Origin of the sequence: Novosphingobium sp. LASN5T, assembly GCF_003856955.1 — a bacterium.
Lineage (GTDB): Bacteria > Pseudomonadota > Alphaproteobacteria > Sphingomonadales > Sphingomonadaceae > Novosphingobium.
On the sequence record NZ_RQSI01000002.1, the window covers coordinates 58,007 to 74,394 of the forward strand.

Sequence of the window (16,388 nt, forward strand, 5' to 3'; positions counted from 1 at the left end):
GGCGCCGCACCTTGATCGAACACAAGGCGCGGCGCCATTGGTCATTGGTCGATGTTCCGGCGGAAGGTTTCGGGCAGGAAGAACAGCCCGATCACCACAGTGGCCGCCGCGACCACGACCGGGTACCAGAAGCCGTGGTAGATATCGCCGTTGGCCGCGACCATCGCGAAACCGATCGCCGGCAGCAGTCCGCCCAGCCAGCCGTTGCCGATGTGATAGGGCAGCGACATCGAGGTGTAGCGGATGCGGCTGGGGAACAGTTCCACCAGCATGGCCGCGATCGGGCCGTAGACCATCGTCACCAGCAGCACGAGGTAGAACAGCAGCGCGACGACGAGCGGCTTGTTCATCTGCGCCGGATCGGCCTTGGCCGGATAGCCGACCTTCTCCAGCTCGCCCACCACGGCGGGCTTGGCTTCGACCGCGGGCTTGTCGCCTTCCGCAGGCTTCGCCTTCACTTCAGGCGCACCCGCGACCCTGGCGGTGAAGGCTGCGATCGCCTTCTTCCGGTCGTCGCCGGAAACCGTGGACGGATCGGGCGCGACGATTGTTTCCCCGCCGATGGTCACCGACGCGATGGCACCAGCCGGTGCGGCGACGTTCTCATAGTTCACCGCCGCCTTGGCGAGCGCGTTCTTGACGATATCGCAGCTGGTGGTGTCGAACTTGTTGCCGCCCACCGGATCGAACTGCGACGAACATTCGCCGGGGAACGCCGTCACTTTGACCGGCGCCGTGGCCTGGGCCTTCGCCAGCGCGGGGTTGGCCGCGTCGGTCAAGGCATGGAACACGGGGAACAGCGTAACGGCCGCCAGCGCCGCGCCGCCGAGGATGATCGGCTTGCGACCGACCTTGTCCGAAAGCCAGCCGAAGAACAGGAAGAACGGCGTGGCCATCGCCAGCGCGATGATCGTCAGGGTGTTGGCCTGGATGCCATCCACCTTGAGCATCTTTTCCAGGAAATACATGGCGTAGAGCTGACCGGTGTACCAGATCACGGCCTGCCCGGCGATCGCGCCGAAGAAGGCGATGAGCACGACTTTCAGGTTCTTCCATTCGCCGAACGCTTCGGTCAGCGGCGCCTTGGAGGCGGTGCCTTCCGACTTCATCTTCTGGAACACAGGCGATTCATGGAGCTTCAGGCGCAGCCACAGGCCCACCACCAGGAACAGACCCGACAGCAGGTAGGGAACGCGCCAGCCCCAAGCCTTGAACGCATCCTCGCCCAGGCCGGTCACGGGCGAACGCACCGTGATCACGATCAGCAGCGCCATGGCCAGGCCCGCCGTGGCGGTGATCTGGATCCAGCTGGTATAGAGCCCGCGCTTGTTGTTGGGCGCATGTTCGGCAACGTAGGTCGCCGCGCCGCCGTATTCGCCACCCAGCGCCAGACCCTGGAACATGCGCAGGACGACCAGCATGATCGGCGCGGCGACGCCGACCGTCTCGTAGGTGGGAAGGCAGCCGACCAGGAAGGTGGAAAGCCCCATCACCACCAGCGTGATGATGAAGGTATAGCGCCGGCCGAAGGTATCGCCGATCTTGCCGAAGACCAGCGCGCCGAACGGGCGGACGATGAAGCCCGCCGCAAAGACCAGCAGCGCCATGATGAACGACGTGGTCGGGTTCAGCCCGGTCAGGAACTTGGCCGCGATGATCGAGGTCAGCAGACCATAGAGGTAGAAATCGTACCATTCGAACACCGTGCCCAGCGACGATGCCGTGATGATCAGCTTTTCGCTGTGTGTCGCCTGATGATGCTTTGGCAGTCCGACGGCATCCGCCGGTATTTCCTGATAGTCCATGATTGCCTCTCCCAGTCCCAGACAGGATCTGAACGTCTATTTTACGGCTGTTCGACCCGAAGAGCCGCGTGCATCGTTATGATTTTTAAGTACTTCTTCTAGAAACTATACTTCGCGGCGAAATCCAGGCGATCGACGTGGCCGTTCAGATCGTTGACCAGACGCCGGTCACCATGGCGGTATTCGACACCAAGGTCGACATTCTTGACCGGCGAATAGAATACGTTGCCGGCGATGCTCCACGCCTGGCGGTTGTACATGGCGATGCCCGCCGTGGTGCGGTTGAGATAGCCGGCGTAGCTCACGCGCTGGAAGCTGCCGATCAGGTTCACCCGCCATTGATCGTTCAGCGCGAAGCGGCCCGAGCCGAACAGGGCCAGGTTGCGCACGCTGCCGAGCTGGCCATTGGCCTGCAGCACCGTATCCGGACTGAAGTTCAGGCCCAGGTAGCGGCCAATCCCTTCGCCATAGGTCGCCTGGAAGCGGATGTCGCTGGTGTGCTTTTCGTTCAGGAATATCTTGCCGGTGGTGCTGATGCCCCAGCCCACGCGCGAATCGCTGATGTGGGCCAAGCCAGTCCGCGCGTTGTCCACGCGCAGCTGGCGGCCCAGCGCGGCAACGTCGAGGAACCCGAACTTGCCCGCATATTCCAACCGCGCGGTGAAATCGGGCGCGTGGTCCTCGCCATTCTCGATCAGCGCGGCGGCGCCCGCCGTGGCCGAAGCTGTTTCAGGATTCTCCGCCGCCAGGTGCAACGTCAGCCCCTTGTCGAGCGGCAGGCTGTAGCGGACCATCGGCTGGCGCACGAAGATCAGGCCATCGACGCCGCCGACATAGTCGGTGCTTTCGGGATAGACGGCCGGGTTCGAGAAGTTGGTGAATTCCTGCCCGAACATCCACCGATCAAACTGCACGAACGCGCGCCGCATGGCGAGGTCATAGGCGTTGGTCGTCCGCTGCGTGCCCTGCCCCAGCGCCTGTGGCGTGCCCGGCGCGGCCTGGAAGTCGAACTCGATATAGGCCTTCAGCGCGTGGCTGCCGAGCTTGGTGTTGGCATCCACCCAGAACCGGGTCTGCTTGGCGGTGAAATCGGTGACGCGCGTCGGCGAGGTCGGACTGGCCGGGTTGAACACCGGGATCGACTGCGGCAGGTAGAGGTCGCGCCCCAGCGAATTGCTGGGATCGTCGCCGCCGCTGTAGCGCGCGCTGCTAGCCAGCAGCTTGATGTAACCCGAGAGGACGACGTTGGAATTGCCCGAACGGAAGCCCTGCTTCGGCGCGGCGTCCGCCAGCGCGGTGGCCTTGGCCGTCGCCTCGTCGCTTTTCGTGGCGGCGGCTTCCGCCGTGCGGGTCGCGACCAGCGCCTGGGCCTGCGCCTGTTCGGCGGTCTGCCGCACCGCGATAGCCTGATCGGCATGGACCGCCTGCTCGTCGCGCGCGCTCTTGAGATCGGCACGCAGCTGCGTCATTTCGGCTTCGAGCCGTTGCAGGCGCGCTTCGAGCGCGGCTTCACGGCTGGTCGGACGTGCCTGGACCATGCCGGGCACCGCCAGCGCGGTTGCTGCAAGCAGCCAAACAGACCCCCTGATCTTGATGCTCATTCGGACAATCCCTCTCCCGGTGCCCATCTGGCGAGGCACTGCGGATAGGTTTTTCCTTGAACCGGAACTGGTAACCAGCCGGAGCTTGGTCTTATATCTACGACCATTGTCTAGGCGCGCCGCTCCGGCCCCGTGCGGTAGGGTTGCGGCAACGAATTATGTGAGGAGAGCCTGAGTATGGGTGAGGCCATCTACCCCGTTCCGTCGGAATGGTCGGCCAACGCGCTGATCGACGATGCGCGCTATCAGGAAATGTACCGCCGCTCCGTCGAGGAACCCGACGCGTTCTGGCGCGAGGAAGCGCAGCGGATCGACTGGATCAAGCCGTTCACCCGCGTCAAGGAGACCAGCTTTCACGAGGCCGATTTCGGCATCAAGTGGTTCGCCGACGGCACGCTGAACCTGTCCGCCAACTGCCTGGACCGGCACCTGGCCGAGCGCGGCGACGCCATCGCCATCCTGTGGGAGCCGGACAGCCCCGAGGATGCGGAACGCCGCATCACCTATCGCCAGCTTCACGAGGACGTCTGCCGCTTCGCCAACCTCCTGCGCGCCAAGGGCGTGAAGAAGGGGGAGCGGGTCACGATCTACCTGCCGATGGTGCCCGAAGCTGCCGTGGCCATGCTGGCCTGCGCGCGCATTGGCGCCATCCATTCGATCGTGTTCGCGGGCTTTTCGCCCGACGCGCTCGCCGGCCGCATCATCGACTGCGACAGCCGCATCGTGCTCACCTCCGACGAAGGGCTGCGTGGCGGCAAGAAGGTGCCGCTCAAGGCCAATGTCGATGAAGCGCTCAAGCAGTGCCCCGATGTCGATACCGTGATCATGCTCCGCCGCACCGGCGCCGCCGTGTCCATGGTCGAAGGCCGCGATGTCGACTGGGCGACCGCCGTCGCCACGCAAGCCGCCGAATGCGCGCCCGAGGAAATGAGCGCGGAAGACCCGCTGTTCATCCTCTACACCTCCGGCTCCACCGGCAAGCCCAAGGGCGTGCTGCACACCACCGGCGGCTATTCGGTCTGGGCATCGCTGACGCACCAGTACGTGTTCGACTACCGGCCCGGCCAGATCTACTGGTGCGCGGCGGACATCGGCTGGGTCACGGGCCATTCGTATGTGGTCTATGGCCCGCTGGCCAATGGCGCGACCACGGTGATGTTCGAAGGCGTGCCCAACTTCCCCGATGCCAGCCGCTTCTGGCAGGTGGTGGACAAGTTCGGCGTCGAGATCTTCTATGGCGCCCCCACCGCGTTGCGCGCGCTGATGCGCGAAGGCGACGAATGGGTGAAGAAGACCAGTCGCAAGACGCTGCGCCTGCTGGGTTCGGTGGGCGAACCGATCAATCCCGAAGCCTGGGAATGGTATCACAAGGTGGTGGGCGAAGGCCGCTGCCCGATCGTCGACACCTGGTGGCAGACCGAAACCGGCGGCGCGATGATCACGCCCCTGCCCGGCGCCACGGCGCTGAAGCCGGGGTCCGCCACGCGCCCGATATTCGGCGTGAAGCCTGCGCTGGTCGACAACGACGGCACGTTCCTGGACGGGGCGACCGACGGCTGCCTGGTCGTGACCGATTCGTGGCCTGGCCAGATGCGCACCGTGTGGGGCGATCACGAACGCTTCTTCCAGACCTATTTCACCACGTTCAAGGGCCTCTATTTCACCGGTGATGGCGCACGCCGCGACGAGGACGGGTACTTCTGGATCACCGGCCGCATCGACGACGTGATCAACGTGTCCGGCCATCGCATGGGCACGGCCGAGATCGAAAGCGCGCTGGTCGCTCATCCCAAGGTGGCCGAAGCCGCCGTGGTGGGGATGCCGCACGAGATCAAGGGTCAGGGCATCTACGCCTACGTCACCTGCAATGCCGAGATTGAACCCGACGAGGCGCTGCGCAAGGAGCTGATCCAGTGGGTGCGGCACGAGATCGGCCCGATCGCCACGCCGGACGTGATCCAGTTCGCTCCCGGCCTGCCCAAGACGCGGAGCGGCAAGATCATGCGGCGAATCCTCCGCAAGATCGCAGAAAACGACGTAAGTAACCTTGGCGATACGTCTACCCTTGCCGATCCTTCGGTCGTGGACCATCTTCTGGCCAATCGACCGAAATTGGCGGAGGCCGTATAAGTACGATCCTGATCGCCGACGATCACCCGCTGTTCCGTCAGGCCCTGACGGTCGCGGTTGCCCACGTCGCGCCCGAAGCGAAAATCCTGGAAGCAGGCACGCTGGGCGCCGCCGCGAAGGCGACGGCCGACGCGCCCGACCTGCGCCTTATCACGCTGGACCTGAAGATGCCGGGCGCGGTGGGCTATTCCGGGATCGCCCTGCTCCACGCCGAAAAGCCCGATGTGCCGATCCTGGTGGTGTCGAGCGCCGAGGGCGCCAATGCCGCGCAGGAGGCGCGCGCATTCGGCGCGGTGGGCTTCCTGCGCAAGGATGCCGATCTGACCGTGATCGAGGATGCCATCCGGAAGGCGCTGGGACGGCCCGAGGAGATTCACCCGCAGGCCGAACCTGTCGATCAGGTTCGCCGCGAGGTAGCGGGCCTGACGCCGACTCAACTCAAGGTGCTGCTCGCGGTGCTGGAAGGCAAACTCAACAAGCAGATCGCCCACGACCTTGGTATGAGTGAAGCCACCGTCAAGGCGCACATGACCGCGATCATGCGCAAGCTGGACGTGCGCAACCGCACGCAGGCCGCGCTGGTCGCGCGGTCACTGGGGCTCGACCTCGCGCATTGAGACCCGCGCGAGGAAGGCTTCCAGCGCGGACGGATCGATCGGCTTCACGAACAGCGGAATACCGCGCCGGCGCGCGCGGCGGCGCAGTTGCGCGCCGCTTTCGGCCGTGACCATCGCCATCGGCATGGCCGGGCGATCCTTGTGGATCAGATCGGCCAGGGCAATGCCGTCCTCCCCGCCATCGAGGTGGAAATCGAGCAGCGCGACATCCGCGCGCCCCACCAGCGCCAGCGCCTCGGCCATAGTCGCGGCGCCCAGCACAGTATGACCGCTCCCGCCCAGAAGGGCTTCCGAAGCTTCGATGATGACGGGATCGTTGTCCACCACCAGCACCGTCAGCGCGCGGACCGGCCGGCCGGCGCTGAAAGGCGCGTGCGCATCTGCGTCCTCGTCGGGCATCGCGACGGCGGGCAGGATCACGCTGAACCGGCTGCCTTTGCCCGGCGTTGACGCAAGCTCCAGGCGAACGCCGAGCAGCCTGGCGATCCGTTCCACGATGGCAAGGCCAAGGCCAAGGCCTTCGGCTTCCACCGCCCCCAGGCGGGTAAATTCGGAAAACACCGCCTTCTGCTGGTCTTCGGGAATGCCCACACCCGTATCGACCACGTCAATCCGCAGCGTCGTGCCGCGCCGGCGGACGCCGACGAGAATGCCGCCCTGCTCGGTATAGCGCACGGCGTTCGACAGCAGGTTCTGAAGAACGGAGCGCAGGAGGCCGGGGTCGATTTCCACTGCGCCGAACACCGGCCCCACCGTCAGCCGCAGTTCCTTTTCCTCCGCCATCGGGCGAATGCCTTCGGCGATGTCGCGCAGCAGGCGCGCCAGCGGAATCACCTCGGGACTGGGCTGGATGCCGCCAGCATCGAGCTTGCTGATATCGAGCAGCGCGCGCAGCAGGTCTTCTGCCGCCACGATCGAGCGCTCCACCCGCGCGACCATGATTTTCGCGCCGCCTTCCACGCTGCGATCAAGAGCGGAAGCGAACAGCCGCGCCGCATGAAGCGGCTGCAGCAGATCGTGGCTGGCCGCAGCAAGGAAGCGCGTCTTCTCGCGCGTCGATTCGGCCAGCAGGCGATTGGCTTCGGACAATTCCCGCGTGCGTTCGGCGACGCGGCTTTCCAGTTGTTCCAACGTGCGCCGCAGTTCCCCCCGCACGCGAGCTTCCTCGGTGGTATCGGCAAAGGCGGTAACATAGCCGCCGCCCGGCATCGGACCACCGGTGGACCGGATGACGCGCCCGTCGGGCCGCACGCGCTCCGACGTGAACGTCCGGCGTGCGCGCAGATGCGCCAACCGCTTCTCCACTTCCTCGTCCGGCGTCCCCGCGAAATGGCCGCGCTCGACGTTGAAGCGGATCAGGTCGGCGATGGGGACGCCCACGCGCACCAGCCCCGGCGGGTAGTTGAACAGTTCGATGTATTGCGTGTTCCACGCCACCAGATTGAGGTCCGCATCGATGACGCTGATGCCCGAATGCAGGTTCTCGAACGTGGCCGCCAGCAGCGTGCGCGAGAAGCGGAGCGACTGGCCTCCCTCGTCAAGCAGCCGCGCCACATCCTCGATGCTCATCTGCGCGCCGGCCAGCGCGGAGGCGACGAGCGTGCGCGCCGACGAGACTCCGACCACCCCTGCGATGAGGTCCTGCGCCCGTCGGGCCGTCAGCCGATCGACCGGCAGCGCCCGCCGGTAGACCGGAAACTCCTCTTCCGCCCGTTCCTCGCCCGTGAAGCGACCAACCAGATCGGCCAGTTCGCCGATGTTGCGTACCGGCCGCGCGCCACGCAACATGATCGGCAGGCGGCTTCCGGGATCGCGCCCCGCCGTCCCGGCAACAAGCACGATCAGGTTGGCCGCCATGCTCCACAGCACGCCATGCACCAGCGGGCTGGCATGGCCAATGCCGAGCAGGCGCAAGGGATCGGCCAACGTTCCGGCCAACGCGGTCATCCACGCTTCGGGCAGGACCTGCGGCATGGCCAGCGTCCACAGCCACAGCGCGAAGCCGGCGGCCAGGCTGGCGCGCCCGGCAACCGGATCGCGATCCTTGCCGAAAATCCCCAGCACGAAATGCGGGGTGAACTGCGCCATCGCCGCAAAAGCGACCAGCCCGATCGAGGCGAGCGAGCTGCGCGGCGACAGCATCAGCGCCCAGACCAGCGCCAGCGCGACGATGCCGACGATCGCCGAGCGCCGCACCACCATCATCCGCCGCCCCAGAGCGCCGGCGGCATCGTCGGTCTCGCTACGCAGAACGGCGGGGAAGATCAGGTCGTTCGAGACCATCGTCGCCAACGCGGTGGCGTCCACGATGACCATGGCGCTGGCCGAACTGATCCCACCGAGCAGCGCGATGGATGTCAGCCAGTGCAGCCCTGCGGCATCGGGCAGCGCCAGCACAAACAGGTCGGGCGCGGCGGCGGGCGGCAAGGCCACAAGCCCCGCAAGGGCGATCGGCAGGACCAGCACCGCCATGCCACCGACATAGGCCGCCACGCCCCACCGCGCGCGCGGCAGATCATCGGGCTGCTGCGCTTCGGCCAGGCCCATGAAGAACTGGCGCGGCAGTACCACGATCGCCATCGCGGAAATCATGCCGATCACCACGAATTCGAACGAGAGATGCGAGGGAGCGAAACGCGCCGCCGTTTCGCGCAATCCGATAGCGAACCGCTCCGGCGGCGCCTGCGCGATGACATAGACGGCGATCGCGCTCACCACGATCAGCGCCACCAGCTTGATGATCGATTCCAGCGCGATCGAGAACAACATGCCCTCGCTTCGCCCGGCGACTTCATACCGCCGCGCGCCGAACAGGATCGCGAAAGCGGCAAGCACGACCGACGCGGCAACCATCACCGGCACCGCGACGTCGCTGCCCGAAACGACCGCTATGGCACTGCCAATCGAGCGCAATTGCAGCGCGACATAGGGAATGATGCCCACCAGCGCGATCAGCGTGACCAGCCGCGCCATTCCGGGATCGTGCCCGAAGCGGGCGGCGATGAAATCCGAAATGGTGGTGGCCTTTTCCTCGTGCACCGCTTCGGCCAGCCGCCGCAGCAGGGCCGGGGCGAAAATCAGCAGCAGCGACGGCGCGAGGTAGATCGGCAGGTAGTTCCACCCTTCGCGCACCGCGCTGCCGACCGCGCCATAGAACGTCCAGCTTGAACAATAGACGCCCAGCGCCAGCGTATAGGCGACATGGCGCAGCGCCGGCCGGCTGCGCGCCGCTTCCGCGCGCGCTTCGACCAGGGCGGCAACGACGAACAGGATACCAATCAGTGCAAGCGCATAGAGCGCCGCCAACGTCAGGCTCATCCCTGGTGGCCTTTCGAGCTACTCCCGCGTCCTTAGCAACAGACGGACACATGGCAAGCGATGCCACGCTCAAATGACGCAGAGGGGCGGGAGAAATCGATCAGGGAATCAGGGAAGAAGCCGGGTCGGTTCGCCTGCGGCGGCTGCGGCTTCCTGCTTTGCCTTTTCTACCGCATCGGACTTCTCGGCAAAGCGCATCACCACCAGCGTGCCTTCGAACAGGAACAGCAGCGGAATGGCGAGCATCAGCTGCGACACGACATCGGGCGGCGTAATCACGGCAGCCAGCGCGGTGATCCCGACGATCACGTAGCGCCGCGCGGCCACCAGTTGCGCGCGCGTGACGATGCCGGCGCGGTTCAGCAGCATGAGCAACACCGGCAACAGGAAGCTGATGCCGAACGCCAGGATGAACTGCATGACGAGGTTCAGGTAATCGCCCGTGCCCGGCAGCGCCTCCAGATGCAGCCCGCCCTTGTCGCCCTGAAAGCCGAGGAACCATTTGAAGGCCGTGGGCATGACGATGAAGTAGGCCAGGCTGGCGCCGGCGGTGAACAGGATCGGCGTGGCGATCAGGAACGGCAGGAACGCCTTCTTTTCCCGCGCATAGAGCCCCGGAGCCACGAAGGCCCAGAGCTGGTTGGCAATGATCGGAAAGCTCAGCAGGAACGCGGCAAACAGGGAAACCTTCAGTTCCACGAAGAACGCTTCGTAGAGCTTGGTGTAGATCAGCTTGCCCTGCCCCGGCGGAAACGCTTCCATCAGCGGACGCGCCAGCAGCGCGAAGATATCGTCCGCGAAATAGAAGCAGATCGCGAACGTGACCGCCAGCGCATAGACGCAGCGCAACAGCCGCGTGCGCAGTTCCAGCAGGTGGTCCAGCAAGGGCGCCTGCGTTTCGTCGATATCGCGGATCATAGCAGCCGGGGTGCGTCGGTTTGAGATGCGGGAGCAGCTGGCGCGGGTTCGACCGGCGGCGTCGGCGCGTGCGCCGCGACTTCGGGCATGACGGCCGGCGCCGCGACCTGATCGGCAGCGGCATCAGGCGTCTGCCCTTCGGCGGCCTTCCCCCCGTCCTGCGTCGCATCCTGAGCCATGATCGCGGCGTTCTGTTCGCGCCACTTGCGCTCCATTTCCTCCATTTCCGCCTCGCGGATCATGGTTTCGATCCCGGAGCGAAAATGGTTGGAGACGCGGCGGATCTTGCCCATCCAGCGGCCTGCCGTGCGCAGGGCGAGCGGCAAGTCCTTGGGGCCGATCACCACGATGGCGACAATGGCCACCAGCAGCAGCTCTGACGGCGCTACGTCGAACATGGTTCAGATCGGGTCCGGTATCCGGGCTGTGTCAGGCGTTGCTCGAGGGTCCGTGCTGCTCCGCCGGAGCGGCAGTGGTCTGCGCGGACGGCGCCGGCGGCGTCGACTGCTGAAGCTGCGGCGGCGGCGCGGTTACCGGGCGATCGGTCTCTTCCGTCATACCCTGCTTGAAGCTTTTGATACCCTTGCCGAAATCGCCCATCATTTCGGAAATGCGACCACGCCCGAAAAGCACGAGAACGACCAGCGCGAGGATAATCAGGTGCGGTAGGGACAGGCTACCCATCGTAAAATCTCCTTCTCCGCTCCAGATAGGACATCTCGTGCGGAATCGCCAGTCAATCCAAGCCGTAAAGAGTCAATCAGGCCGCAAAGATTCGTCTTCGACGTCGGAAAAGGCCGGTTCGGCATCAGCCTGATCCTCGTCATCATGCCCGGTCAAGGCCGCGAAAACATCGTCCACCGGGTCAAGCAGGCCGGCGGCGCGCAATTCGTCGATCCCCGGCAGGTCCCGGCGCGATTCCAGCCCGAAGTGCGCAAGGAAGCCGGGCGTCGTGGCATAGATCGTGGGCCGCCCCGGCACCTCGCGCCGGCCGGCGACGCGAATCCAGCCCGCTTCCAGCAGCACGTCCAGCGTGCCGCGCGATGTCTGCACGCCCCGGATCGCCTCGATCTCGGCGCGGCTGACCGGTTCGTGATAGGCGATGATCGCCAAGGCCTCGGTCGCGGCCCGCGACAGACGGCGCACATCCTCGCGCTCCGTTCGCAGCAGGTGGGCCAGATCGGCCGCCGTCTGGAAATGCCAGCAGCCGCCGCGCTCGACGAGTTCGATCCCGCGCCCGGCATAGTGTGCGACAAGCTGCTCCAGCGCGCCATCAACCCGCGCGCCGCCGAGATGGGCGGACAGTTGCTGGGGCGTCAGCGGCTCGCCGGATGCGAACAGGGCCGCTTCCACGGCGCGAACGAGATCGTCGGGCGATCCTCCGCGGGCATGGATCAGGCTGTCCGCCCGATCCTCCGGCAGTTCTTCCATCATGATTGCGCCGCCCGCAGCATCAGCGGCCCGAACATTTCGTCCTGCGCGATCTCGGCTCTCCCCTGCTTGGCCAGTTCCAGCGCCGCGACGAAGCTGGAGGCCAGCGCGGAACGGCGCAATTGCGGATCGGTCCAGGCGGGATCGCGCCGCGACGGCAGGAACGCGCGCAGGTCCACCCAGTCCACGGTCACGCCTAGCATCGTCGCCACGCGGGTGAGCGCGGATTCCAGCGTCATCACCGGGCGTTCGCGCACCATGTGGACCACGGGCGCGGTGCGCGCCTTCACCTGACCATAGGCCTGCATCAGCATGAACAGGTCACACTCCCAGCGTCGCCCCTGATCGACATGCAGCCCTTCCGGCGCACCGCGCGCAAACACGTCGCGCCCCAGCCGGTCCCGCGCCATCAGCCGCGCCCCGGCTTCCCGCATCGCGCCCAGCCGTTGCAGGCGCAATTGCAGGCGCAGCGCCAGTTCCTCGGGCGAAGGCTGGATTTCCGGATCGTCCGGCAGCAGCAGCAGCGACTTGAGGTAAGCGAGCCAGGCCGCCATCACCAAGTAGTCCGCCGCCAGTTCCAGCTTCAACGCCTCGGCCCGCTCGATATAGCCGAGGTACTGGTCCACCAGTTCGAGGATCGAAATCCGCCGGAGATCCACCTTCTGCCGGCGGGCAAGGTCCAGCAGCAAATCGAGCGGCCCTTCCCAGCCGTCGAGCTCCAGATAGAGCGAAGCGTCCTCGGTCGCCGCCGAGGCCACGCCGTTCCACACCGCATCGCCATCGAACAGCGAGGCAGGCGGGGCGGCGGCCTGATCCATCAGGCGTGCGCCTCCGCCAGTGCGAGCAATTCGTCACGCCGGGCGACAAGCGCCGCGTGGCGCTCCATTCGCGCAGGAGAAGCGAAATCGATCGTGTCCCGCAGCGCACGGACCAGCCGGTCCTGCGCGGCCGCGCTGATCGTCGGGGTGGCGCTGGCGATACCGACCATGTCGTCCATCTTCGCCCAGCAGTTGAGCACCAGATCGCACCCGGCGGCAATGGCCCGGGCGGCGCGTTCGGGCACGCTGCCCGCCAGCGCTTCCATGTCGAGATCGTCGGTCATCAGCAGACCGTCGAACCCGATGCGCTTGCGGATCACTTCGCCGATCACGAACGGCGATTGCGTAGCGGGGTTTTCCGCATCCCACGCGGTGTAGCGGACATGCGCGGTCATCCCGATCGCCGCCCCGGCCAGCGTGCGGAACGGCTCCAGATCGATGTCCAGTTCCTCGGCCGAAGCATCGACCGTGGGCATTTCCTTGTGGCTATCCGCCGGGGCGCGGCCATGCCCCGGTATGTGCTTGATCACCCCGGCCAGGCCTGCGCGCGCCAGCCCGTCCAGCGCCGCACGGCCAAGCGCCGCGACGCGCAACGGTTCCGAGCCATAGGCGCGATCGCCGATCACATCGTGCGCGCCGGGTTGGCGCACATCGAGCAGCGGCAGCAGATCGACGCTGATCCCCGCTTCGGCCAGATCGAGCCCCAGCGCCTCCGCATTGGCGCGCGCCGCCTCGATCGCGGTCGCCGGCGCCACATCCCACAGCCGGTCGAACCGTTCGCCCGGTGGATAGGGCGGCCATACCGGCGGCTTCATCCGCGCCACGCGGCCGCCTTCCTGATCGATACAGATCAGCGTGCGGTCGCGCCCGTGCAGCGTGCGCAAATCGTCGGTCAGCGCCCGCAGCTGCGCGCGATCGGCCACGTTGCGGCCGAACAGCACGTAGCCGGCCGGATCGGCATCGCGGAAGAAAGCGCGCTCGTTATCGGTGAGAGTCAGGCCCGAAAGGCCGAAGATCGCCGGAACCATAGGGCAGGATTCGGCCAAAACCCGCCATTCCGCAAGGCTTCGCTGCCGGAATGGCGGGGAAAAACCGGCTCAGCGCTTCACCTGGCACTTGAGGCCGCCCGCCTGCAGCCGGCCGCACAGCGCGTTGGCCGCCCCGGCGTCGCCCGCCAGCGCCTGCAGGCGATAGACCGTGCCGATATCCGCCTTGCCTTCGACCACACGGTGATTGAGGCCCTTCAGCGCATCGTGCTGGCCGGAAAGCTTGCTCCACGCGGCTTCGGCGGAAGAACTGCTGGAAAACGCGCCGATCTGCACGCCCACGCCCCCCGCAGCCGGTGCGGCCGGGGCCGCGCCAGGCTTGGGCGCATTGGCACTAGCAGCGGCCGGCGCAGTGGCGGAACCCGATGCCGACGCCGAAGCCGCCGGGACGGCTCCGCCGGCAAGGTTCGCCGCCGGCTTTTCGCCCTCGCTCACCTTGAAGCTGGAATCGCCGGTGCCCTGGAACGTCTTGCCACCCGGCTCCTTGGGCGCGATCTTGTAAGGCTCGCGGCTGGCTTCGATCAGGCTGCCATCGGCATTGGCAGCGGGGCCGCCCCGGTGCGTGGCCCAATAGACCCCGCCGAGAATCGCCGCGAGCAGGATCAGCCCGAGAACCGCGAAACCGATGAAGCGGCCGTTGCCCGGCTCCTCGTCATCGAATTCCACGTCATCCGCGCCCTCAAGCCACGGCAGCCGCTGTTCGTCGCCCAGCGCCAGACGCGCGCCAGCCGCGCTCTCGGCCGCCTCCTCCGTCGCGTCGAACGGCATCGACGCGGGGGAATGTTCTCCCCCGTCGCGCTGTTCGTGCTGCCCGTCCTGCTCCCCGTCCGCCATGTTCACGTCGCTGACCCTTCACAGTTCCTCGGCCGCTTCCACCCCAAGGATGGCAAGGCCGTTGCGCACAACCTGCCCGATTTGCGCCGCGAGGAAAAGCCGAGCCGCCGTCAACGCGGCATCCTGTGCCACTATGAACCGTTTTTCGGGTCGATCGTTGCCCAGGTTCCAGTAGGAGTGGAACGCTGCCGCCAGATCGTAGAGGAAGAACGCCACCCGGTGCGGCTCACGCGCGATCGCGGCCGCTTCCACCAGACGCGGGAACTGCGCGGCCAGCTTCACCAGCGCCAGTTCCTCCGGCCCCAGCCCCGCAAGATCGGCAGCGGAGGGCGCAAAGCCCTCGGCCGCGCCCTTGCGCAGCGTCGAGCTGATCCGGGCGTGGCAATACTGCACGTAGAACACCGGATTGTCCTTCGACGCTTCCACCACGCGGGCGAAGTCGAAGTCCATCTGCGCATCGGGCTTGCGCGTCAGCATGGTGAAACGGACCACGTCCTTGCCCACTTCGCGCACCACATCGGCCAGCGTGACGAACGTGCCCGCCCGCTTCGACATCTTCACCGGCTGGCCATCGCGCAGCAGCTGGACCATCTGCACCAGCTTCACCTCGAACGGGATCGGCTTGCCTTCCGCGCCGGTCAGCGCGGCGACGGCGGCCTTGATGCGCTTGACCGTGCCGGCATGGTCCGCACCCCAGATATCGACCAGCGCATCGGCCTTTTCCGCCTTCTGGAAGTGATAGGCGAGGTCCGCGCCGAAATAGGTCCAGCTCCCGTCGGACTTCTTGATCGGCCGGTCCTGATCGTCGCCGAACTTCGTCGAACGGAACAGCGGCAGTTCCACCGGCTCCCAGTCTTCCGGCGTCTTGCCCTTGGGCGCCTCGAGATGCCCGTCATAGACCAGATCGTGCGCGCGCAGCCAGGCTTCGGCGGCTTCGGGCTTGCCGGCCGCCTGCAGTTCCGCCTCGGACGAGAACAGGTCGTGATGGATGCCGAGCAGGGCGAGATCGTCCTTGATCATCACCAGCATGGCCGCGACCGCCCTCTGCCGAAACGGCGCAAACCATTCGGCCTCGGGCGCGGCGGCGTAGCGATCGCCGAATTCCTCGGCCAGCGCCTTGCCCACGGGTACCAGATAATCGCCCGGATAGAGCCCTTCCGGGATCTCGCCCACGGCCTCGCCCAGCGCCTCGCGATAGCGGACGTGCGCGGAACGGGCGAGGACATCGACCTGCCCGCCGGCATCGTTGACGTAGTATTCCTTGATGACCTTGTGGCCAGCGACTTCGAGCAGGCTGGCCAGCGCATCGCCCACCACCGCGCCCCGGCAATGGCCCATGTGCATCGGCCCGGTGGGATTGGCGGAGACGTATTCGACGTTGACGACCTTGCCGCCGCCCAGCGTCGAGCGGCCATAGCCGGCGCCCGCCACCGCGATCAGCCGCAGCTCGTCCAGCCAGGCGCCGTCGGTCAGGCGCAGGTTGATGAAGCCCGGCCCGGCGATTTCGGCCGAGGTCACGCGGGGCTCCTTTTCCAGCTCCGCCACCAGCGCGGCCGCCAGCGCGCGCGGGTTGGTGCCGGCGGGCTTGGCCAGCACCATCGCGGCGTTGGTCGCCAGATCGCCGTGCGAGGGATCGCGCGGCGGCTCGCAGGTCACCGCGCCGCGCGGCAGGCCAGCAGGCAGCGTGCCGGCGGCTTCCAGCGCATCGAGCGCGGCGTCGATCACCCGGGCAAAGGCGGCGTGAAGATTGGCTTGAACATCGGACATCGGAAAAGGCTCACCAAAAACGGGCGATCGCCCCCGCAGGCACGGAGGCGATCATCATCCAGCGCCCCCTTTGCGGCGGCGTGGCGGTTTTGCAAGCCCGGCA

At 66.5% G+C, this 16,388-nt stretch carries 13 protein-coding genes; 2 read left to right on the forward strand and 11 right to left on the reverse strand.

The annotated features are described in order from the left end of the window. Nucleotides 1-41: 41 nt before the first annotated feature. Together EH199_RS02645 and EH199_RS02650 are read right to left on the reverse strand one after the other, a co-directional pair. On the reverse strand, nucleotides 42-1,805 hold the full coding sequence (locus EH199_RS02645; RefSeq protein ID WP_124807715.1) for an MFS transporter: 1,764 nt from the start codon (nucleotides 1,803-1,805) through the stop codon (nucleotides 42-44). 98 nt (nucleotides 1,806-1,903) lie between these two features. Then, the gene (locus EH199_RS02650) at nucleotides 1,904-3,406 is read right to left on the reverse strand and encodes a DcaP family trimeric outer membrane transporter (RefSeq protein WP_124807716.1); all 1,503 of its coding nucleotides are present in this window, start codon (nucleotides 3,404-3,406) and stop codon (nucleotides 1,904-1,906) included. Nucleotides 3,407-3,583: 177 nt separating this feature from the next. Here EH199_RS02650 and acs point away from each other — a divergent pair, with 177 nt between their 5' ends. Then, a complete protein-coding gene (gene acs, locus EH199_RS02655; protein ID WP_124807717.1) occupies nucleotides 3,584-5,536 on the forward strand; it encodes an acetate--CoA ligase in 1,953 nt (650 codons plus the stop codon). Continuing rightward, the gene (locus EH199_RS02660) at nucleotides 5,533-6,153 is read left to right on the forward strand and encodes a response regulator transcription factor (RefSeq protein ID WP_190287104.1); all 621 of its coding nucleotides are present in this window, start codon (nucleotides 5,533-5,535) and stop codon (nucleotides 6,151-6,153) included. The genes acs and EH199_RS02660 overlap by 4 nt, the downstream gene beginning before the upstream one ends. Here EH199_RS02660 and EH199_RS02665 read toward each other — a convergent pair. The 9 genes from EH199_RS02665 to argS all read right to left on the reverse strand — a co-directional run bounded on the left by EH199_RS02665 (nucleotide 6,127) and on the right by argS (nucleotide 16,285). Next, complete coding sequence (locus EH199_RS02665) at nucleotides 6,127-9,471, reverse strand: PAS domain-containing hybrid sensor histidine kinase/response regulator (protein WP_124807719.1); 3,345 nt, start codon at nucleotides 9,469-9,471, stop codon at nucleotides 6,127-6,129. The genes EH199_RS02660 and EH199_RS02665 overlap by 27 nt on opposite strands. 108 nt (nucleotides 9,472-9,579) lie before the next feature. Then, nucleotides 9,580-10,389, reverse strand: a complete 810-nt coding sequence (gene tatC, locus EH199_RS02670; protein WP_124807720.1) for a twin-arginine translocase subunit TatC — start codon at nucleotides 10,387-10,389, stop codon at nucleotides 9,580-9,582. Further along, on the reverse strand, nucleotides 10,386-10,787 hold the full coding sequence (gene tatB, locus EH199_RS02675; RefSeq protein ID WP_124807721.1) for a Sec-independent protein translocase protein TatB: 402 nt from the start codon (nucleotides 10,785-10,787) through the stop codon (nucleotides 10,386-10,388). Before tatB ends, tatC begins: the two co-directional genes overlap by 4 nt. Nucleotides 10,788-10,818: 31 nt before the next feature. Then, complete coding sequence (locus EH199_RS02680) at nucleotides 10,819-11,073, reverse strand: twin-arginine translocase TatA/TatE family subunit (RefSeq protein WP_124807722.1); 255 nt, start codon at nucleotides 11,071-11,073, stop codon at nucleotides 10,819-10,821. Nucleotides 11,074-11,145: 72 nt separating this feature from the next. Next, nucleotides 11,146-11,820 carry an SMC-Scp complex subunit ScpB gene (gene scpB, locus EH199_RS02685; RefSeq protein WP_124807871.1) on the reverse strand — a complete coding sequence of 225 codons (675 nt, stop codon included), beginning with the start codon at nucleotides 11,818-11,820 and terminating at the stop codon, nucleotides 11,146-11,148. Then, nucleotides 11,820-12,638, reverse strand: coding sequence for a ScpA family protein (locus EH199_RS02690; RefSeq protein WP_124807723.1), 819 nt, complete (start codon nucleotides 12,636-12,638; stop codon nucleotides 11,820-11,822). The genes scpB and EH199_RS02690 overlap by 1 nt, the downstream gene beginning before the upstream one ends. Continuing rightward, complete coding sequence (gene nagZ, locus EH199_RS02695) at nucleotides 12,638-13,666, reverse strand: beta-N-acetylhexosaminidase (RefSeq protein ID WP_124807724.1); 1,029 nt, start codon at nucleotides 13,664-13,666, stop codon at nucleotides 12,638-12,640. The genes EH199_RS02690 and nagZ overlap by 1 nt, the downstream gene beginning before the upstream one ends. Before the next feature lie 69 nt (nucleotides 13,667-13,735). Then, complete coding sequence (locus EH199_RS02700) at nucleotides 13,736-14,518, reverse strand: SPOR domain-containing protein (RefSeq protein WP_223806448.1); 783 nt, start codon at nucleotides 14,516-14,518, stop codon at nucleotides 13,736-13,738. Between the two features lie 18 nt (nucleotides 14,519-14,536). Beyond that, on the reverse strand, nucleotides 14,537-16,285 hold the full coding sequence (gene argS / locus EH199_RS02705) for an arginine--tRNA ligase (RefSeq protein ID WP_124807725.1): 1,749 nt from the start codon (nucleotides 16,283-16,285) through the stop codon (nucleotides 14,537-14,539). Between the last annotated feature and the right edge of the window lie 103 nt (nucleotides 16,286-16,388).